20 protein-coding genes and 1 tRNA gene are annotated in these 18,868 nt (G+C 67.5%); 12 read left to right on the top strand and 9 right to left on the bottom strand.

Features of this window, described 5'->3' with window-relative positions; translation table 11 throughout:
- Positions 1–51 precede the first annotated feature (51 nt).
- Positions 52–672, bottom strand: a complete 621-nt coding sequence (locus H4F90_RS11965) for a hypothetical protein (RefSeq protein ID WP_182664873.1) — start codon at positions 670–672, stop codon at positions 52–54.
- A 154-nt stretch (positions 673–826) separates the two neighbouring features.
- Between H4F90_RS11965 and H4F90_RS11970 the strand changes: the two genes are divergently transcribed.
- On the top strand, positions 827–1,201 hold the full coding sequence (locus H4F90_RS11970; protein ID WP_182664875.1) for a hypothetical protein: 375 nt from the start codon (positions 827–829) through the stop codon (positions 1,199–1,201).
- 5 nt (positions 1,202–1,206) lie between these two features.
- Here the strand turns inward: H4F90_RS11970 and H4F90_RS11975 are convergent, their stop codons facing one another.
- Positions 1,207–1,851, bottom strand: coding sequence for a hypothetical protein (locus H4F90_RS11975; RefSeq protein WP_182664877.1), 645 nt, complete (start codon positions 1,849–1,851; stop codon positions 1,207–1,209).
- A gap of 160 nt (positions 1,852–2,011) precedes the next feature.
- Here H4F90_RS11975 and H4F90_RS11980 point away from each other — a divergent pair, with 160 nt between their 5' ends.
- The 4 genes from H4F90_RS11980 to H4F90_RS11995 all read left to right on the top strand — a co-directional run bounded on the left by H4F90_RS11980 (position 2,012) and on the right by H4F90_RS11995 (position 5,651).
- Entirely contained in the window at positions 2,012–2,533 is a 522-nt protein-coding gene (locus H4F90_RS11980; RefSeq protein WP_182664879.1) for a hypothetical protein, read from the top strand.
- Between the two features lie 1,024 nt (positions 2,534–3,557).
- Positions 3,558–4,544 (top strand): hypothetical protein, encoded by a 987-nt coding sequence (locus H4F90_RS11985; protein WP_182664881.1) that lies wholly within the window; start codon positions 3,558–3,560, stop codon positions 4,542–4,544.
- 71 nt (positions 4,545–4,615) lie between these two features.
- The gene (locus tag H4F90_RS11990) at positions 4,616–5,254 is read left to right on the top strand and encodes a hypothetical protein (RefSeq protein ID WP_182664883.1); all 639 of its coding nucleotides are present in this window, start codon (positions 4,616–4,618) and stop codon (positions 5,252–5,254) included.
- An 82-nt stretch (positions 5,255–5,336) separates the two neighbouring features.
- Positions 5,337–5,651, top strand: coding sequence for a single-stranded DNA-binding protein (locus tag H4F90_RS11995; protein ID WP_182664885.1), 315 nt, complete (start codon positions 5,337–5,339; stop codon positions 5,649–5,651).
- A 103-nt stretch (positions 5,652–5,754) separates the two neighbouring features.
- Here H4F90_RS11995 and H4F90_RS12000 read toward each other — a convergent pair whose 3' ends face one another.
- The 6 genes from H4F90_RS12000 to ispB all read right to left on the bottom strand — a co-directional run bounded on the left by H4F90_RS12000 (position 5,755) and on the right by ispB (position 11,043).
- Positions 5,755–7,113 carry a HipA domain-containing protein gene (locus H4F90_RS12000; RefSeq protein ID WP_182664888.1) on the bottom strand — a complete coding sequence of 453 codons (1,359 nt, stop codon included), beginning with the start codon at positions 7,111–7,113 and terminating at the stop codon, positions 5,755–5,757.
- 10 nt (positions 7,114–7,123) lie between these two features.
- Positions 7,124–7,426 carry a helix-turn-helix domain-containing protein gene (locus H4F90_RS12005; RefSeq protein ID WP_182664890.1) on the bottom strand — a complete coding sequence of 101 codons (303 nt, stop codon included), beginning with the start codon at positions 7,424–7,426 and terminating at the stop codon, positions 7,124–7,126.
- 266 nt (positions 7,427–7,692) lie between these two features.
- Positions 7,693–8,067 carry a helix-turn-helix transcriptional regulator gene (locus H4F90_RS12010; protein ID WP_182664892.1) on the bottom strand — a complete coding sequence of 125 codons (375 nt, stop codon included), beginning with the start codon at positions 8,065–8,067 and terminating at the stop codon, positions 7,693–7,695.
- Positions 8,068–8,143: 76 nt separating this feature from the next.
- Positions 8,144–9,754: a site-specific integrase gene (locus tag H4F90_RS12015; protein ID WP_182664893.1), complete on the bottom strand. Its 1,611-nt coding sequence runs from the start codon at positions 9,752–9,754 to the stop codon at positions 8,144–8,146.
- Between the two features lie 169 nt (positions 9,755–9,923).
- Positions 9,924–10,000 (bottom strand) — tRNA-Pro (locus H4F90_RS12020).
- A 113-nt stretch (positions 10,001–10,113) separates the two neighbouring features.
- Entirely contained in the window at positions 10,114–11,043 is a 930-nt protein-coding gene (ispB, locus tag H4F90_RS12025; protein WP_235972179.1) for an octaprenyl diphosphate synthase, read from the bottom strand.
- A gap of 429 nt (positions 11,044–11,472) precedes the next feature.
- Between ispB and rplU the strand changes: the two genes are divergently transcribed.
- From rplU to proB, 4 genes are all read left to right on the top strand, one after another.
- Positions 11,473–11,784 (top strand): 50S ribosomal protein L21, encoded by a 312-nt coding sequence (gene rplU, locus H4F90_RS12030; RefSeq protein ID WP_182665018.1) that lies wholly within the window; start codon positions 11,473–11,475, stop codon positions 11,782–11,784.
- 26 nt (positions 11,785–11,810) lie between these two features.
- Positions 11,811–12,068 (top strand): 50S ribosomal protein L27, encoded by a 258-nt coding sequence (gene rpmA, locus H4F90_RS12035; protein ID WP_182664897.1) that lies wholly within the window; start codon positions 11,811–11,813, stop codon positions 12,066–12,068.
- A 109-nt stretch (positions 12,069–12,177) separates the two neighbouring features.
- Positions 12,178–13,287 (top strand): Obg family GTPase CgtA, encoded by a 1,110-nt coding sequence (gene cgtA / locus H4F90_RS12040; protein WP_182664899.1) that lies wholly within the window; start codon positions 12,178–12,180, stop codon positions 13,285–13,287.
- A gap of 44 nt (positions 13,288–13,331) precedes the next feature.
- On the top strand, positions 13,332–14,477 hold the full coding sequence (gene proB, locus H4F90_RS12045; protein WP_182664901.1) for a glutamate 5-kinase: 1,146 nt from the start codon (positions 13,332–13,334) through the stop codon (positions 14,475–14,477).
- Between the two features lie 102 nt (positions 14,478–14,579).
- On the opposite strand, the gene ffh is transcribed toward proB, so the two are convergent.
- Positions 14,580–15,974 (bottom strand): signal recognition particle protein, encoded by a 1,395-nt coding sequence (gene ffh, locus H4F90_RS12050; protein ID WP_182664903.1) that lies wholly within the window; start codon positions 15,972–15,974, stop codon positions 14,580–14,582.
- Between the two features lie 76 nt (positions 15,975–16,050).
- Here ffh and H4F90_RS12055 point away from each other — a divergent pair, with 76 nt between their 5' ends.
- Genes H4F90_RS12055 through H4F90_RS15810 form a run of 3 tightly spaced genes read left to right on the top strand, consistent with a single transcriptional unit; the run spans position 16,051 to position 18,863 of the window.
- Complete coding sequence (locus tag H4F90_RS12055; protein ID WP_182664905.1) at positions 16,051–16,863, top strand: cytochrome C assembly family protein; 813 nt, start codon at positions 16,051–16,053, stop codon at positions 16,861–16,863.
- Between the two features lie 13 nt (positions 16,864–16,876).
- Positions 16,877–17,122, top strand: a complete 246-nt coding sequence (locus H4F90_RS12060; protein ID WP_235972180.1) for a PP0621 family protein — start codon at positions 16,877–16,879, stop codon at positions 17,120–17,122.
- Positions 17,097–18,863: a sensor histidine kinase gene (locus H4F90_RS15810; RefSeq protein WP_182664907.1), complete on the top strand. Its 1,767-nt coding sequence runs from the start codon at positions 17,097–17,099 to the stop codon at positions 18,861–18,863. Before H4F90_RS12060 ends, H4F90_RS15810 begins: the two co-directional genes overlap by 26 nt.
- Positions 18,864–18,868: the final 5 nt, after the last annotated feature.

Below are 18,868 nucleotides of genomic sequence, written 5' to 3' on the forward strand. Positions count from 1 at the left end.
CCCTCTCAAATCAACGACTGAACCCTGCCGTTCGGTGAGAACCGAACGGTGTCAGTCGACCACTGCCAGGTCCCGATGACCTCGTACCGCTTCGCCCTCGGACTCATCGTGAATCGTGGCCGCACGCTGCAACCACCGGACCAGCTCGGGAATCTGGCGGGCACCCAGCAGGTCGCGACCCGAGCACTCGAGGTACATCGCCAGGAGCGACTGCTTGGCCTCCAGGCTCAACCTCGACATGTCGGCCGGGAGCACATGCCGGGCGACGGGGTCATCCAGCATCTGTGCCATCGCCCGGTTCACGGCGTTTTCCAGCGGTTCCTGCGGGTGCAGAAAGTCCGACATGGGGATGCGCCCGGCAATCATCTTGACGACCACGGGCGGCACGCCAAGGTAGTAGGCGCAGTTCACAGCGAACTCGTCGCTGATTTGACGGACGAGCCTTGTGCCGCTGCGAAGCTGGTTGATGTACCCGTAGGTCACGCCGAGTTCGTCGGCCATCTGTCGGAACTCCTGGCCGCGACGACGGCATTCGTCGTACAGCCAGCCGATGAGCGGGCCTCCGGGCGTGGCATAGAGGCGCGTGACGCGTTGTTCGGGGGTCTCGGCAGGGTCGACGGGGTGATTCTGGTGACGCATGGCATCAATGTCCTGTGGCGCATGCACATGCATGCCAAATGTGTAGTCACCGGCGCTCGACGAGGGAATCTCGGATGTGGGCGGGGATTCCTGTGCGACGCCGCGGGATGAATAAAAGGGCTCGATACACGAGCCCTGAGGCAAGGCCGGTGGGGCCATACGCCTCGCCACCCTTGAGGAGCTACCAGTGAAAGACCCGCATCTGACAACCGCCCAGTTCATCGCCCAACTCCGAGAAATCGGAGGCTGCCCCTGGAAGGCCGCTGACGGCACGCAACGTGTGTACTTCAACGACCTCCCAGACTTGTTCGGCCTTGAGCTCGTTTACTACAAGTCGGGCAACATCAAGAGCGCCAAACTCGATGGTGACCGCATCAGCAATACCACGGCCAGGCGCATCTGCGGTGACCTGGCCACCCTCAAGCTCTGGGTCGACCCAGCTGATGGCACAACACATGTACGCCACCAGTTTCGTCCAATCTTCGACTACGACTATCACGCCATCCTGACCGAGGCGGTCAGTGACCGAGTCGCCGAGGTTCCATGCCCTGCGCCGGATTGAGCCGGTCAGCGCTGGCGGGACTTCGCGAACCCGCGGTCCTGTAGAGCTCGCATCAAGCTCCCGCTGTTGGGGTCACCGTCCGTACCGCAGACCGCTTCGTAGATTTCCGACCAGAGCCGGTAAGGCCGGGTAGAACGTACGCCGGTTTCTGGCGCACGGCCGTAGGCGCCGCTACGGACAGCCGCTGCCGCAGCGCGGATGGTGCTCAGCGCATCCTGCAACGGGTCGATGCGCTTCTCCGTGGCCTTGGCTTCGACCAGCGGGTCGAGCAACTGCACCTTGGCAAGGGCGTCGGTCACCTCCTGCACGCGCTGTCGATGCACGCGTCGGCGCAGGCTGCGCTCGGCGGCCTCGCCGGCCAGGCGTGCGGCTTCCGTCAGTCGCCACAGTGGGTCGGTCTCGCGCTGTTCGCTCTCGCGGCGAGCACGCTCGGCGGCCTCCCGAGCAGGGCGGCAAATGGTGGTCTCGACGTACGCTCGCTCAGGGTCGGTCAGCCGCGATGCCAGCTCATCGGGCAGTACGCAGGCCTGGACAGACAGGCTGCCGACGAAGGTCTGCACGGCGTATCCGTGCGTGTTGCCGTCAGTGCCCTTCGGCACCCAACGGGAACGGTAGAGGCAGGCGGTCTTGCCACGAATTTTCTTGTGCATGCAGGCTTCATGGTGGTTGAGGGATACGAGGTGTAGTCACCTCGTTCCTTGCGTTGCTCTTCACACCCACCCATGGCCTTGTCCACAAGGTGTGATGGCGAATGCACACAGGGATAAACAGCGTCGCAATACAGGGCACCAACAACTTTCTGGAGCCGACATGCCCCGTTCGAACCGCCGTCCCAATCCCCACCAGCCGTGTGACACGCCGCCGACCCCAAACGCAGAGAATTTCCTTGCTCTTTGGACCTCCTGGTCGCCTACCGAAGCCATGGAGGCGCGAGAGCAGGGCGATGTCGGGGGAGGTGGCACGTTCGAAACGCTGCAGGACTACATCTCGAATCCATCGATGGTCGACGTCGCCTGCCGTGTGCTCGCCAGCTGCCGTAAGCACCTTCCCGGGCCAGATGAAACGGTGCGAGTCTTCCAATCCGTGCGAGTGGCGTCGGGCTCACCCAAGGTCATCCTTCCTGGTGCCGCCGTGTCCAACTTGCCCGAGCACGCGCGCTGGCTCGATGAAGACGATGGCAGCAGCGCCTACCGGCTGCTGTGGACGGAGGTGTATCCCGACGAGCTGGTCACGTTCTGTACCCGACACCACTTCATCTACGTGCCACGGTCGGCAGCTGTCGCCTACGACCGCTACATGCGCGACTCGACCCGCGTGCGTCGCGCAGGTTGACCGACGGAACCCTCGCCGTTGAATCGAGCGCTTTCCCCCGTACGCCTGGCCCGGCGGTACCTTGCGGTTGCAGCTCGTCGGACCAGAGGACGGACGGCGCCGCGTCCAGCGGCGGGTTTTGGGGAAGCGAAGTTGCGTCGTGCATGAGGTCACGATGCCCGTGGCGAACGGCTGGGAGGGTCGAGTTGCTCGCGACTGGGCCGGCGAGGCGGTGCGAACCGCCGCCGACCCCGCGCAGGCACGCATTGGTAGACGGGGCACCGCCCGCGGTGCCCTCTGGCCGGGGACCCCGGGGTGCGGGTGGAGGACGTGTGCCTCCCGCACCTTGGGGCAAGCCGTGGCAGCACGGCCTGCCGAAAACACAGTTGGGCAAGCCGCCCTGAAGACACGGTCACCCTCGGAAAAGACGTTCTGGGGCGGCGGCGGTTCGCACCGGCGAAGCCGGCGGATGTAACGGTGACTTTGAGGAACGTCGCGACGAAAACGTGACCGACGCGCGCCCCAAGGCGTGCGAGGCCGTACGAGGGGAAATCACAGCTGCCCCATGCCCTCGAACGGCCGTGCGGCCAGCCCCCGACCGTACCAAACGCACACGGCAGCGGCGAGGTGTGCAGGCTATCGCCAGCGGGTGTCACGCTCGGTTTGGGCTGGTGGCTACACGACAGAGCCGGCCGCTGCCGTCGCCCGCACTGACGAGCGCGCAGTGGCTCCAGAAAACCTGTTCGCGGAAGCCGACCACATGCACTCGCACCCCAGGGAGACCTGTCCCGTCACCACAGATTCACCAGCCGCAACCACAGCGGCATCCACTATGGCCTCGCAGAAGGGTAACGCGGGTAACACCGTGACCCGCAACGACGCTGCCGAGCGGGCTGCTGCAGCCACCCCCAGTGGCACAACTGCCCCCGCCCCTGTAGGTAACGCTGCTCTGCCACGGACGTCGCGGGGTACGCCCCGACGGGGGCTGTCCGGTCAGCTCTCGACCGACCAGCTCCAGACTCGTAGCTGGGCCATCGCGCTGTCCATGGCCAATCGATTCAGGGTCATCCGCACGCTGGACGTCGCCGTGGCGTGTTACCCCGAGCGGCCATTCAAGACGGCATTGGGTGCTGCGCAGCGCGCAGTCCGAGGGATGGTCAAGGCCGACCTGCTGAGGCGCTACAAGACCGCACGTTTCCAGACAACCTATGGTCTCACCGCCCGAGGCGTAGCCTGGCTGGCCGAGCGCGGTATCGAGGCCCAGGCTTCGGTCCGGCGGGTGAGCGACATGACCAACCCGGAGCATTTGCTCTGGGCCCAGTGCCTGGCTCTGTGCGCTGAGCAACGCGGCCTGCAGGCAATGACCGAGCGCGAGTTGCTGACCAGACTCAACGAAGGCGCGACGCCTGGCTCGCCCATGCGAGGGGGGCTGCTTGTTGCGACCGCCACGGTTCGTGGCAAAGCACGCCGGATTTCGCTGAGGCCTGACGCCGCGGTACTGGAGGCTGATGGGGTGACCGCCATCGAGGTCGACTGCAGCGCCCGCGGTTCACAACGGGCGGCATCGCTATGCGCTGAGGTGCTCAGCATCGGTCGCACGACCACGGTCGGCGCCGTCCTGCGTCGAGTGGTCGTCTTCTGCCGAACACCTCGCATCCGCAACAGGGTCAGTGCGACGCTTGCAGCACTCAAGCGCGACCAGGACGCCCTCAGCCTGAACGACGGCCGCTGTCAGCTCAAGGCCAGCGAGCAGCCTGACGAGTACGAGGTCTGGAAGGCCGTCGAGGTGCCCATGGGGCCCACACACAAGGCGCTGCGCGAGGTGATGGTCGGCCGCGTCATCGTTCAGGACCTGCCGGTCTGGTTGCCAAAGGTCCGCATCGATGGACGAAACCAGCACTCCACTGCGGGCTGGCTCGACGACAACTACCTGCCATGGCGTCTGCCATCAACGGACGGCGCATGGACGGCGCCGTCAAGTCCCCTGCTGAAGTCCACAGGCCCGCGACAGGCCCGTGAACGCTCCGGATGACAGGTGCTGAGCAGCGACAGGTCATCGGTCGCTACACGTGTTGCGCAATACCGCGCACACGAGGCCAAAGAATGAATTCCCTGAAGACGTTGACGTACCCGCCGGCCCGACATGCTGGCCAACGCGCACGCTTGTTCCCGGCAACCATCATGACGCCAGCCGAGGTTCAAGACGGTCTGCAGCAAGACCGGCAGACCGTTGCTGACCAGATTCGTGGTCATTGGATGCTGTGCGGTGATGTCGACCACGCCATGTTTGAGCTGCTCGTCTCGTCACGGGTCCACCAAGTCGGTCACCGGGCCAGCGCGTTCAGCTCACCCAGCGGGAGTGGGTATGCGCTGTTCACGCATCAGGTGGGCGGCCACCAGCACCGGTTCGTTCTTCCGCTGTGGTGCGACGAGGTTCGGCTGTACCTCGATGCACTGCAAAGGGAGCCTTATGGCTTCATGCTCGGTGACGAAGGTGAAAGCGCCGGCTGGGTGCTACCCGGGGTGGCTACCGCCGATGAGCTCGCACCGTTGCGCGAGTTGTGCCGGGCGCAACCAGCGCTGTCGGCCGAACTGCTCGCAGAGCTGCCGATGGCCGTTGTTGTGCTTTCGGCGCCCGACGCGATTCCGAGCGTGTTCGAGCACTCGCGGGTCGAAGCCGTGAGCCTGTCGGTGGTGGTGCCCGCACTGCCTGATGAGGTCGCGCTGGAGCCGGTTCACTGAGACGTGTCAGGGGCTCAAGATGGCCACAAGGCAGTTGCTATACGTGTGGACGGACCGTTCCGTCTGACACGAGGACATATGCATGCAGGTATTCGGCAACATAGCCACTCAACCGGAGCGAAAGCGCTCGAAGACCACCCAGCGTGACTACTTCGAATTCCGGCTCGCAGAGAGCCAGCGGGGCGTCGACACCCAGCCGACATGGTTCACGGTGAGGGTGATGAAAGAGGACAAGCCGATGCTCGACAAAGGCGACTTCGTCAAAGTCACCGGCAAGCTCAAGACCGACTTCTACCTCTCGCGCGAGGGCAAGCCCACCGGGACCCTGCTCATCATTGCGTTCGAGGCGGCCAAGATTGCCAAGCCTTCTTCTGTCGTGACCGAGGTAACAGGGTAACCAGCCAGGGGTAGCTCCCGCCTGGTTCAGTGATGTAGAGGTCCAGAGAGCCCCGTGATTTCGGCCCCCGCCAGCGCAAGCTGCGGGGGCCTTCTCTTCGCTCTTAAAGGTACTCGTCCTTCAAGCGTGCGGCGTCCGCCACCAACTGTGTGAGACGCTGGGCCTGTTCCGCCACGAAGCTGGCGATGCCCTGTACGAAGGCGCGCTCGGCCTCGCCTTCGTAGTCGGCGTCTTCAGCCTGAGCCGCCGCCGCTGCTACGGCCAGCTTTGCCAGTCGCTGGCCTTCGCGGCGCATCAGCTTGCGGTCGATGCCGCATCGTGCGGCAAAGTCCGCCAAAGCGAAGGGTGACACCTCGGCGTGGTTGAACACATCACCGTAAGCCATGGCCAGCTCGGTGTCGAACCCGTCGTATTGCAGAACACTCACCAGGTCATACCAAGGCGTCGGTTCCAGCAAGCCGCCCGGGCGCACGAAGAACGAGAAGTTCTTGCCGTGTGCATCGCTGTTGCCAATCAGGAACTGGAACAGCGCCCAGCGCAGCATGGCCAGCCTGGCGGCGGCTTTGTTGGCCGTGATATCGGCGCAGCCGAACAGGCGTTCGAAGCTCACGCCATCCCGGATGTGGCGCACCGCGTCTGCACTGCCCAGGTTTCGTTCGTACTTGTAGGCGACGGGGAGGTCGCAGGCCTGGCAGGCGTCGATGATGTGCCGGCGGCGAACCCGTGGGTGGCCGCCGGCGTTCTCGATTTCGCGGTCGAACCGCCGCACCACCAGCACTGGCCGGGGCGTGCGCAGTAGACCCACCTCGGCAGCCGGTAGCCCCATGCGGCGGGCCAGCGACATGCAGAAGTGTTCATTGACCGCCAGGTGCGGCGTCTTCGGGTTGTCAGTGTCGGGCTTGAGGATGTGCGTTGATGCCAGGCGCTGACCATCCACCAGGAAGAGCCGCCCACCGTCGTTCAGCGGTCGGTCGAGGTAGACCAGCAGTTTGTCCTGCAAGCCGGCAACCGACATGCGTACCTTGCCATCCCACACCGTCAGCGGCACATGCTCGCGCTCGGCGATGCGTTGGTCGAGTTCCTGCCGGGAGACTTCTCGCAGGACGGGTTCGCCCGCCGGCTGCGTCGTGGCAGCATCGCCGGTGAAGCGCAGGGCGCCCGCGGTCTCAGCGCCCAGTGCCCAGATGAGACCGAAGATGTTGGTCTTGGCCAGGCCGTTGTAGGCGACCGCCACATCCAGGGCCCGGCCTTCTGGCAGCAGATGCTCGATGAAGCGCTTGATGGACGCAGACGGGTAGTCCGCTTGTGGGCGCGTCAAGGGCAGGGCCGGTGACAGGGGGTAGGACTGGGCGTCGGCGGTCCAGGGCTCTGCATAGCTCAGGCTCCAGCGGTCGTCGCGCCCCTCGTGTTCGATGGCGGCAATTCGGGTCTCTTCGGCCCAGACGTGCAGTGCGTGGGTCATGCCTGCCTACTCACGCCTTGTCGTCGGTGGCGGACGCCGACAGTTTGTTGCTGCCAGCCTCGCGGGCCCAGGGATGTTCCTTAGGCAGCACCATCAGCGCCAGGCCCAGACCGTCGAGCACGGCCAGCGCCTTGTCCAAGCGCACCGACCCTTGGCCGTTCTCGAGCCGGGACATGAGGTCCACCGATACGCCCAGCAGACCGGCGGCATCATCGATGCGCAAGGACTGCGACTTGCGGCGCTCGCGCACTACCGGGCCCAGCTCGGGGGCTGACTTCAAGAGGGTCGGGTGTCGGCGGGACGGGTCAGTCATTTCGGAGTTTCAGCTTCTGTGACCTAGAACGGATGGCTTTAGCGCGAATTTCTGCTTTTCCGAAATTCTAGCGAATTGCTGGTGAGCTTCAAGAAGAATTTCGGTAAACCAGAAACTGATTGTTCGCTGCTCTTCGTCATCGAGTTGTTTCCGATTCTCCGAAATTTCTTGGCTGGGCAAGCTACCCGCGCGAGGACGGACTTTCGCCCGGGAGACCCGGGAACGGCTCGTGGAATGCACGACCCGTCACGAGCGTCGGGCGATGCTCAGGCGTGGGCATTGAGCCGCTGCAGGGCTGAGTGTTGACGTGCCTTGGCCCGGACCGTCGGATGAATGCCGCGCGAGCTGCTGGTCGCCGGCTTGGGCGGAGCAGCGGTTGGCGCCCGCGATGCGCCGGTTGCGGCCGCTGTTTGGTCGGTGGCCTGTGCCTGCAAGGTCAGGGGCTCGGACGACGTTCGCTTGAAGGTGGCGTCCATGAACGCGCGGATGTCGTCCGGGTGCCAGTACTCTCGGCTGGCGAATTGAACGGGCTGCGGGAGCAGCCCTTCCTTGATGTAGTTGTCGACCGTCTTGATGCAGACGCCGAACATCTGGGCGACATCAGCGCGGGTCACGAGGCGGAAATCCTGGCAGTTGAGCATGGCGTCGGCAATGCAGTTGTACTGTCAGGTCTAGCCTCGCGATTTATCCCATTCCACTGGGTTGGCGGTCGCCGGGTCAGGCGCGCATCCGCGGCCGAAATGGGATGACGTTCGACGCTTGAGGCGAGTCCACCGTCAGCGCGGGAGCGGGGGGCTGGGCCACCTGTTCGACCGGTGCTTCGAACGCTGCCGGCACAGCGATGTGCTCGTCCCTGTCATGGGCTGCCTCGACCAGGTCCCTGACTTTCACGGTGGCGTGCTTGTTGAGGAACTTGCGCCCACAGTGCACACGGACCTTAGCCTCGTCCTTGAAGCACTCGTCGAGCTTCGACGCGAGCTTGGATGCGCACAGGTGCGCGTACCGCATCAGCATGCGGATGTCACGATGCCCGCTGAAAACCTGCAATTCAGGAACGCTGAATTTTCCGGTTTCAGCCACACGCGACAGGGCCTCGTGCCGGCAGTCGTGGATGCGAAGGTCCTCGATGCCGGCCATGCCGCAGGCCTTGTTCCAGGCGCCCACGATGTAGTCCAAGCCCACGTCGAAGATGTAGGGCGTATCACGTGGCAACTCGGCCAGGACTTCAATCAGGTCTTGGCGCAGCGACAACTTGCGCGCGCGGCCGTTCTTGGTCTCTGGCAGGAATGCCGTCTTGGCCTTGAAGTCGATGCGGTCCCAGGTCAGATTGACCGTCTCGCCGCGACGCGCACCCGTCATCACCTGGAACAGGTAGAAGGCCTGCAGGTAGGGCTCGACGTAAGCCTCTTCCTCGGCCTGAGCGCGAAGGTCCTTGCGGGCCTGCACCAATACCTTCTTGCGGGCGCTGTTGCTGCTGAACTGGCTGTGGGGCAGGGCGGCTTCGGTCAGCGAGTGCAACAAGGGCTTGACTGCCCGTTCCAGGTCGAGCTGCGCAAGGGCTTCCATCAGGCGAGCCTCTTCATCGGGAGAAATCCGACGGTCGCGCTCGTTGAAGAAGTCCGGGCGGCGCACGCCGTCCATCGGGTTCTTGGCGAGGTTGTAGTCCCAGACCTTGGTTACCACCTTGAAGATGGCCTTCAGGCGGTCGATTTCCCGGTCGACGGTCGCCTTGGCCACCACCTCCAGGCGGTCGTCAAGGAAGGCCTCGATGTCGACCGTGGTGACCTCGGCGAGGCGCTTGTGCATCCAGGCCAGTTCGGTGCTGGGTTTGCGCATCTTGAACTTCGGCTCACGCACGGGGCGTCCACGGGCTCGGAGCTCGTCGCGGTACTGGTTCAGCAGCTCCATGCCTCGAGGGCCGCTGTCCTCGAGCCAGCCTTCCAGGGTGTAGGCCAGAATCGCGCCACTCTTCTTGCGGCCGGTCTCATCCAGCAGGTAGCGCACGACGATGTCGGCGAAGGTGACCTTCAGCGCGGCGGTGTAGTCGAGGAACAGACCGCGCTTGCGCTCTTCGGTGACCTTGTCAACGAACTGGGAAGCGGCGGCTTCCGACGAGAAAGTGGCCTCGAGGGACTTGTGCCCTTGGTCGCGGACGCGAACCAGCCAGCTCTCGTCGAGCTGTACGGCCTTGGGCGCGAAGTCCCGCGAGCGCAGGTCCTTCATGTAGGTCTCGACCTCGGCCAGCTTGCTGAAGCTGAAGTACTTGGTCAGCTCGGGCTTGTTCTTGACGGTGACGCGGAAGCGGCTGCGATTGGCGATGTGCGCCATGGATGTCTCCAGATGATGAGGAGACTCCTGTAGCCAGCATGCTTATATCGTCGCGGCGTTGCCGCCGGCCAATCCGGCCGGTTTGGCACAGAATTGGCGCAGAACCGCCAGAAAGCAAAACAGCCGCGTCGCGGCGGCTGTTCCAAGTCCTTGATTTACAAGGCAATCCTGGTCGGGGTGAGAGGATTCGAACCTCCGGCCTCTACGTCCCGAACGTAGCGCTCTACCAGGCTAAGCTACACCCCGATGTTCAGCCGCTGGGGCTAGGCTTCGGCAGCCGTCAGCACGATGTGCTGTCTTGTCGCAGTCGTTTGAGTGGGAAATCGAACGCCGGGTTGCGCTCGAACTCTCAGACTGCATCAGAAGGTGCGCTGCACCGACTGAGCACAAAAGTATAACAGAGCCGAGCGGGCAGCAGAAGGTGTGAGTTGCGCGAGACACGACTCCGCACGGTCCGCTTCGGCTTGAGCTGCTGCGCGTGTGGCTTGCAGCGCCCCGGTGCTGCGAACGATGGCGATCACTTCCGCCAGCTTCTCCGTCTCGCCCTGCTCGATCGCCGTGCGCAGCAGCGATCGCTCCTGCGGGGTGCAGCGCTGCATCGCGATCAGCAGCGGCAGGGTCGCCTTGCCCTCACGCAGATCGTCGCCGACGTTCTTGCCGAGCGCATTCGCGTCGCCTTCGTAGTCGAGCAGGTCGTCGATCAGCTGGAAGGCGGTGCCAAGCGCCTGACCGTAGGCGGCACAGGCTTCTTCCACCTCAGGGGAAGCTTCTGCCAACACGGCACCCAGGCGGGCGCTGGCCTCGAAGAGCTTGGCCGTCTTGCAGCGGATCACCTGAAGGTAGTCCGCTTCGCTGAGGTCGGGGTCGTGCATGTTCATCAGCTGCAGGACCTCGCCCTCGGCGATCACGTTGGTCGCATCGGCCAGCACATCCAGCACGCGCAGCCGGTTGACCGAGACCATCATCTGGAAGGCGCGTGAATACAGGAAGTCGCCGACCAGCACGCTGGCTGCGTTGCCGAAGCGTGCATTGGCGGTCTCGCGGCCACGTCGCAGCGAGGACTCGTCGACCACGTCGTCGTGCAGCAGGGTCGCGGTGTGGATGAATTCCACGGTTGCGGCCAGCTCATGCCTTTCGGTGCCCTGGAAGCCGAGCGCGCGCGCGAACAGCAGCACCAGCATCGGCCGGATGCGCTTGCCGCCCGCGCTGACGATGTAGTGCGAGATCTGCTGGATCAGCGCCACCTCGGACTGGAGGCGGCGGTGGATCACGGCATCGACCGCGGCCATGTCCTCCGCGAGCAGTTCGGCGGGGCTTTGGACTTCAGCGGGAGGGACGGGGGCTTCTTCGGCGCAACTCATGACAGACCGGATTTCGTTCCAGATTATAGGAAGGGGGTCCGGGTGCGCCGGGCGCGGGCGGCGGCCGCTTGGCGCCCAGCCGCCGGGCCCTTCTTCCGGGCGATGGACTGTGCTATCCTCGCGGGCTTCGCCTATCGTGTGGCCGGCTTCCGGGTGTCAAGCGCCTGCTGCTGGCCTGCGTGGTGGGCGGAGATGTTCTCGTGGCAAAGCGACCAGGTGACGCAAGGCGGGGATCGCGGGCAGGCTTCGGTCTGGACGGGCTCCACCTGCAGGTCGGCACGAGAACCGGGATGGGACTGTTCCGCCCTGCGGATCGTTCCCGAGTGTGTCGCGCGCAAGCGCGTGAGAAAGGCTGATATGTACGCGGTCATAAAAACCGGTGGCAAGCAATACAAGGTTGCCGTCGGCGAGAAGATCAAGGTAGAACAGATTGCTGCGGACGTCGGCCAGGACATCGTGATCGACCAGGTGCTCGCCGTGGGTAGCGGCGCCGACCTGACGATCGGGACCCCCCTGGTTGCCGGCGCGACGGTCCAGGCCACGGTTGTGGCCCACGGCCGTCATGACAAGGTGCGCATCTTCAAGATGCGTCGCCGCAAGCACTATCAGAAGCGCCAGGGCCACCGGCAGAACTTCACCGAGCTGTCGATCAGCGCGGTGAACGTCTGAGGCCTCATTCCGCAAGGAGCTGAAACATGGCACAGAAAAAGGGCGGCGGCTCAACCCGCAACGGTCGCGATTCCCAGCCGAAGATGCTCGGCGTCAAGGTGTACGGCGGCCAGGTGATCTCGGCCGGCGGCATCATCGTGCGCCAGCGCGGCACCCAGTTCCATCCCGGCACCAACGTCGGGATCGGCAAGGACCACACGCTGTACGCGCTGACCGACGGCGTCGTGTCCTTCGCGATCAAGGGCGAGCGCAACCGCCGCACCGTGATCGTCACCCCGGCCTGAGCTTCAGGCCGCTGACGCGACCCTCCCGGTCGCGCCACGAGCCCCGGCCTGCCGGGGCTTTCGCGTTTCTGGGGCCTGCCCACCGGGCAGCCCCGCTTCGGAGCCCAGGATGAAATTCGTCGACGAAGCCGAGATCGAGGTCATTGCCGGCAATGGCGGCAACGGCTGCGTGAGCTTCCGCCGCGAGAAGTTCATTCCCTTCGGCGGCCCCAACGGCGGCGATGGGGGACGCGGTGGCAGCATCTTTGCCGTGGCCGACCGCAACCTGAACACGCTGATCGACTTCCGCTACACCCGCCGCTACGAAGCCAAGGGCGGCGAGCACGGTCGCGGCTCGGACCAGTACGGCGCGGCGGCAGGCGACATCGAGTTGCGCGTGCCCGTCGGCACCATCATCCGCGACGCTGCGAGCGATGAGCCGCTGGCCGAGTTGATGGTGCCCGACGAGCGCATCCTGCTGGCCCGCGGCGGGGACGGCGGTTTCGGCAACCTGCACTACAAGAGCAGCACCAACCGCACGCCGCGCCAGAGCACCAAGGGCTGGCCCGGGGAGCGCCGCGAGCTCAAGCTCGAGCTGCGCGTGCTGGCCGACGTCGGCCTGCTCGGCATGCCCAATGCCGGCAAGTCGACGCTGATCACGGCCATCTCCAACGCCCGGCCCAAGATCGCCGACTACCCCTTCACCACCCTGCACCCGAACCTGGGCGTGGTGCGGGTCGGGCCGAGCCAGAGCTTCGTCGTCGCCGACATCCCCGGCCTGATCGAGGGTGCAGCCGAGGGCGCCGGCCTGGGTCACCAGTTCCTGCGCCACCTGCAGCGCACCGGCCTGCTGCTGCATCTCGTCGACTTCGCACCCTTCGACGGCGTCGACCCGGTGCAGCAGGTGCGGGCCATCGTCACCGAGCTGAAGAAGTACGACGACGAGCTGCATGCCAAGCCCCGCTGGATCGTGCTGAACAAGCTGGACATGGTCCCGGCCGAGGAGCGCGAGGCCCGCCGCAAGGACTTCCTGAAGCGCCTGCGTTGGAAGGGGCCGGTCTTCGAGGTCTCGGCCCTGACCCGCGAAGGCTGCGAGCCGCTGATCCGGGCCATCTGGCAGCATGTGGCGCTGCGGCAGGTGCATCCGGTCGAGCCGGATGCCCGCTTCGACACGCCGGCACAAGCGCTGGCGGAAGCGCCGCCGCCCGCGCCCGATGCGGACGATCCGCGCTTCCGCTGAGCGGCCCCGCCCCCTTCCCCTACGTCCCGAGACTGCCTGAGCCGATGGTCGCCCCCACGTCCCCCCTTGCCCCCAGCCCGGTGCTGGCCGCTGCGCGGCGCATCGTCGTCAAGGTCGGTTCCAGCCTGGTGACCAACGAAGGCCGCGGCATCGACGCCGAGGCCATCGGCACCTGGTGTCGGCAACTGGCCGCGCTGGCGCGCGAGGGCCGCGAGGTGGTGATGGTCTCCAGCGGCGCGATCGCCGAAGGCATGAAGCGACTGGGCTGGGCCACCCGGCCCACCGAACTGCACGAGCTGCAGGCCGCTGCCGCCGTGGGTCAGATGGGCCTGGCCCAGATGTACGAAACCCTGCTGCGCGAGCAGGGCCTGGCCAGTGCGCAGGTGCTGCTCACGCATGCCGATCTGGCCGACCGCGAGCGCTACCTGAATGCACGCTCGACCCTGCTGACCCTGCTGGGCCTGAAGGTCATCCCGGTCATCAACGAGAACGACACGGTCGTCACCGACGAGATCAAGTTCGGCGACAACGACACCCTGGGCGCGCTGGTGGCCAACCTGATCGAGGCCGACCTGCTCGTCATCCTCACCGACCAGCCCGGCCTCTACGAGGCCGACCCGCGCAAGGTACCCGACGCGGCCTTCGTCCACGAGGCCGCGGCCGGCACGCCCGAGCTGGAGCGCATGGCCGGCGGCGCGGGCAGCGCGATCGGCCGCGGCGGCATGCTGACCAAGGTGCTGGCCGCCAAGCGGGCGGCCGGCAGCGGCGCCTCCACCGTGATCGCCTGGGGTCGCGAGCCGGACGCGCTGCTGCGCCTCGTGCGCGGCGAGCGCATCGGCACCCTGCTCGTCGCGCAGACGGCCAAGCTCGCGGCCCGCAAGCAGTGGATGGCCGACCATCTGCAGCTTCGGGGCGCCGTCGTCGTCGACGAGGGGGCCGCGGCCAAGCTGCGCGAAGAGGGCAAGAGCCTGCTGCCGATCGGCGTCGTCGAGGTGCAGGGCGAATTCGCGCGCGGCGACGTGATCGCCATCAAGGCCCCGGACGGCCGAGACATCGCCCGCGGCCTGGCCAACTACGCCAGCAGCGAGGCGCGCCGCATCGCGCGCCAGCCCTCGGCCCGCATCGCCGAGCTGCTGGGCTACATGAACGAGGCCGAGCTGATTCACCGCGACAACCTCGTGCGGGTGTGAATCCCCCTCCGGCGTCGGGGTCCACCCGTCACGCCGCCCGGCCCAAACGACAAGGCCCGCATCGCGCGGGCCTTGCTGTTTCCGGAGGATGGGGGCGGGCGTTCAGCCGCCGAAGCCGCCGGGCAGGCCGCCCTTCAGGCCGCCCATGCGCTTCATCATCTTCATCAGGCCGCCGCCCTTCATCTTCTTCATCATGCCCTGCATCTGGTCGAACTGGTTCAGCAGGCGGTTGACCTCCTGCACCTGCACGCCGGCGCCGGTCGCGATGCGGCGCTTGCGGCTGGCCTTGATCAGCTCGGGCTTGCGGCGCTCCAGCGCGGTCATCGAATGGATGATGCCCACCATGCGGCGCATCTCGCGCTCGGCGCGGTCCATGTCGGCCCCGCCGGCCTGGGCCTGCAGCTGCGCCGGCAGCTTGTCCATCAGGGCCCCCAGGCCGCCCATCTTGCGCATCTGCAGCAGTTGGTCGGCGTAGTCGTTCAGGTCGAAGCCACCCGTCTTGACCTTCTCGGCCAGCTTCTGTGCCTGGGCCAGGTCGACGCCCTTCTGCACCTCCTCGACCAGGGCGAGGATGTCGCCCATGCCCAGCACCCGGCCGGCATGGCGTTCGGCGTCGAAGGCCTCCAGGCCGTCGATCTTCTCGGACACGCCGGCGAACTTGATCGGCGCGCCGGTCACGCTGCGCACCGAGAGCGCCGCGCCGCCGCGCGAATCGCCGTCGAGCTTGGTCAGCACGATGCCGCTGAGCGGCAGCGCCGCGCCGAAGGCCTGGGCGGTGTTGACCGCATCCTGGCCCTGCATCGCGTCGACCACGAAGAGCGTCTCGATCGGCTTGAGCGCCGCATGCAGGGCGCGGATCTCGGCCATCAGCGCCTCGTCGATGGCCAGGCGGCCGGCGGTGTCGACGATCAGCACATCGAAGTAGTGGCGCTTCGCATGGTCCAGCGCGGCCAGGGCGATGTCGACCGGCTGGTCGCTGGGCTGCGAGGGGAACCACTCCGCCCCGGCCTGGGCGGTGACGGTCTTGAGCTGCTCGATGGCGGCCGGGCGGTAGACGTCGCCCGAGACGGTCAGCACCTTCTTCTTGCGCTTCTCGACCAGGTGCTTGGCCAGCTTGGCGGTGGTGGTGGTCTTGCCGGCACCCTGCAGGCCGGCCATCAGGATGACGGCCGGCGGCTGGGTGGCCAGGTTCAGCTCGCTCGGGCCGGCCTTGGGCTCGCCGTTCGCGTCGAGCTCGCCCATGGTCCGGGCCAGCTCCTTGTGCACGACGCCGACCAGGGCCTGGCCGGGAGTGAGCGAGCCCACCACGTCCTGGCCCAGGGCCTTGAGCTTCACGCGGGCGATGAAGTCGCGCACCACGGGCAGGGCGACGTCGGCCTCCAGCAGGGCCATGCGCACCTCGCGCAGCATCTCGGCGACGTTGTCTTCGGTGATGCGGGCCTGGCCGCGCATCGTCTTGACGAGGCGACTCAGGCGGTCGGAAAGGGCGGATGCCATGGGGTCTCGAACCGGGAGGAAAGGGGGCCATGTCAGCGTCGCGCGGTGGCCGCGGGGCGCTCAGTACACTGGCCGCATGAGTGTAGTTCCCGGCTTCACGAGCGCAGGCGGCCCCTGGCTGGCCACGGCCAGCCTGGTGGCGGTGCTGAGCTATGCCGCCGCGGTGCTGCGCCCACGGCCGGGTTGGGGCGGACCGGCCCTGCTCACCGCCTGGCTGGCTCAGGCCGTGGCCCTGCTGGTCCATGCCCTGGGCCTGGGCCTGAGCGATCCCGGCATGCGCTTCGGTTTCGCGCCGGCGCTGTCGCTCACCGTCTGGCTGGTGATTGCGGTCTACGCGGTCGAAAGCCGCGTGCTGCCGCTGCCCACGCTGCGGCGTGGCCTGGCCGGGCTGGGCGTGCTGAGCGTGCTGCTGGCCTGGGGGGTGCCGGGCGATCTGCGGCCCGGCCTGTCCTCGCCCTGGGCGCCCCTGCACTGGCTGACCGGCCTGGTGGCCTACAGCCTGTTCGCGATCGCGGTCTTGCACGGCATGCTGACCCGCCGGGCCGAGCGCGCGCTGCGCCGCCATGCCGGACCGGCCAGCGTGGGCGGCCTGCCGTTGCTGCGGCTGGAGAAGCTGACCTTCCATTTCGTCGCCGCCGGCTTCGCCCTGCTGACGCTGACCCTGGTCTTCGGCCTGGTCTTCACCGCCTGGCGCTGGGACCACAAGACCATCTTCTCGATGCTGGCCTGGGCGGTCTTCGCCGGCCTGCTGATCGGTCGCCACACCCTGGGCTGGCGCGGACGCATCGCGCTGCGCTGGCTGCACGGCGGTGCGCTGCTGCTGCTGCTGGCCTATGCCGGCTCGCGCTTCGTGTCCGAGGTGCTGCTGCACCGCGCGGCCGGTGCCTGAAGGACGGATCGCGATGGGGGTGTTCCTGCGGGTGCTGCTGATCGTCGCCGGCGTGCTGCTGGTGATGAAGCTGCTGAAGGGGCGGTCGACCCCGCCACCGGCTGCGCCGGTGGCCCGGCCGCCACGGCCGCCGGCCGAGATCGTGGCCTGCGCCCACTGTGGCCTGCGTCTGCCGCAGGCCGAGGCCGTGCAGGCCGGGGACGGCCGCTTCTTCTGCGGCGAGGCCCACCGTCGTGTGGCCGGGCAGCGGCTCGACTGAGGCGGCCGGGCCCCCGACCGGGGTCGATGCCTCGCGTTTCGACCGCGAGATCTGGCGCGAGGGCCTGCCGCCCGATTCCGGCTTCCTCGGTCGCCAGGCGCGCCGCATCGCCACCGGCGAGGGCAGCGGCTTCGAGCGGCTCTACCGCACCTTTGTCGCGGCGCGCGCCCTGCTCGGCCTGGCCCTGCTGCTGACCGGCCTGCTCGCCACCGAGTTCGCCGGCGCCGACCCGCGCATCCTGGGCCTCTGCCTGGCCCATGCCCTGCTGGCCTGCGCGGTCTGGCTGCTGCCCGCGCGCTGGACCGGTCCCATGCTCGACCGCGGCGTGCGCCTGCGCCACCGTGCCTGGCTGGCCACCCTGGGCGTGGACCTGCTGCTCTTCGGCGCGCTCCATGCCATCGCGGGGGCCAGCCTGAACTCCGCGGCCCTGCTGGTCCTGCCGGCGCTGATGGCCGGTGTGCTGACCCCGCGCCGCCAGGCCCTGGCGGTGGCGGCCATCGCCTCCCTGCTGCTGCTGGTCGAGGCCGCGCTCGGCGGCGGGGCCGAGCCCCTGCTGGCCCTGAGCCGGGCCGGCCTGGCCGGGGGCGGCCTCTTCCTCGTCACCCTGCTCGTGCACGAGATGGCCGGCCGCCTCGCCCGCGAGGAGCGCACCGCCCGCAGCGGCCTCGAACTGGCCCGCCAGCAGGCCGAGCTGAACCGCATGGTGATCGAGGAGCTGGAGGTCGGCGTGCTCGTGCTCGACCCGCGCGGTCGCCTGCGCAGCGCCAACCCGGTCGCGCGCAAGCTGCTGCCCGACCTGCCCGAGCTGCACGGCAGCGCCACCGAGCTGCCGCCGCGTCTGGCCCGGGCCCTGGATGCCGCGCAGTCGGCCGATCCCTGGCCCGAGGCGGGCCTTGACCTGCTGCCGGCCGAGGGCGAGCCCGGCCCCGCCCTGCGGCTGCGCCTGCGGCCCAGCCGCAGCGGCCACCAGCTGCTGTGGATCGAGGACCTGCGCCAGGTCCAGGCCCGGCTGCGCGACGAGGGCCTGGCCGCGATGGGCCGCGTCACCGCCGGCATCGCCCACGAGATCCGCAATCCGCTGGCCGCGATCACCCAGGCCAATGCCCTGCTGGCCGAAGATCCGCCGGCCGGCCAGCGGGTGCGCCTGATCGGCATGATTGCCGACCACGCGGCGCGGCTGCGGCGCATCGTCGACGACGTGATGGAGGTCGCCGTGGTGCCGCCGACCGCGCCGCCGCCGCTGGACGCCCGTGCCGCCTGCGCCGCGATTGCGCAGGACTGGCTGCAGCAGCAGCGCCTGCCGGCTGCGCCCGAGGGCCCGCTGTGGCTCAGCCTGCCCGAGGGGCCGCTCTGGCTGCGCTTCGAGGCCGAGCACCTGCGCCGCGTGCTGATCAACCTGCTCGACAACGCGTTGCGCCACAGCCGTCACGAGGCAGGCTCGCTGCAGCTGCAACTGCGCGTGGTCGATGCCGGCTGGGCCGAGCTGAGCCTGGCCAGCGACGGGCCCCCGATCGCTCCCGAGGTGCAGGCCCATCTCTTCGAGCCCTTCCACTCCACCCGCAGCCGTGGCACCGGGCTCGGCCTGTACATTTGCCGCGAGCTCTGCGGCCGCTACGGCGCCCGCATCGACTACCAGGGCCGCCCCGCGACGGAGCGGCATCCCAAGGTCTTTCGCCTGCTGCTGCGCCGCCTGCCCCAGGGCCTGCCGGCCCTGCCCGACCGCCCCGAACCGCGCCCCTGAAGCCG

This window comes from Aquariibacter albus, from assembly GCF_014145335.1.
In the GTDB taxonomy this organism is placed as follows: Bacteria; Pseudomonadota; Gammaproteobacteria; order Burkholderiales; family Burkholderiaceae_C; genus Aquariibacter; species Aquariibacter albus.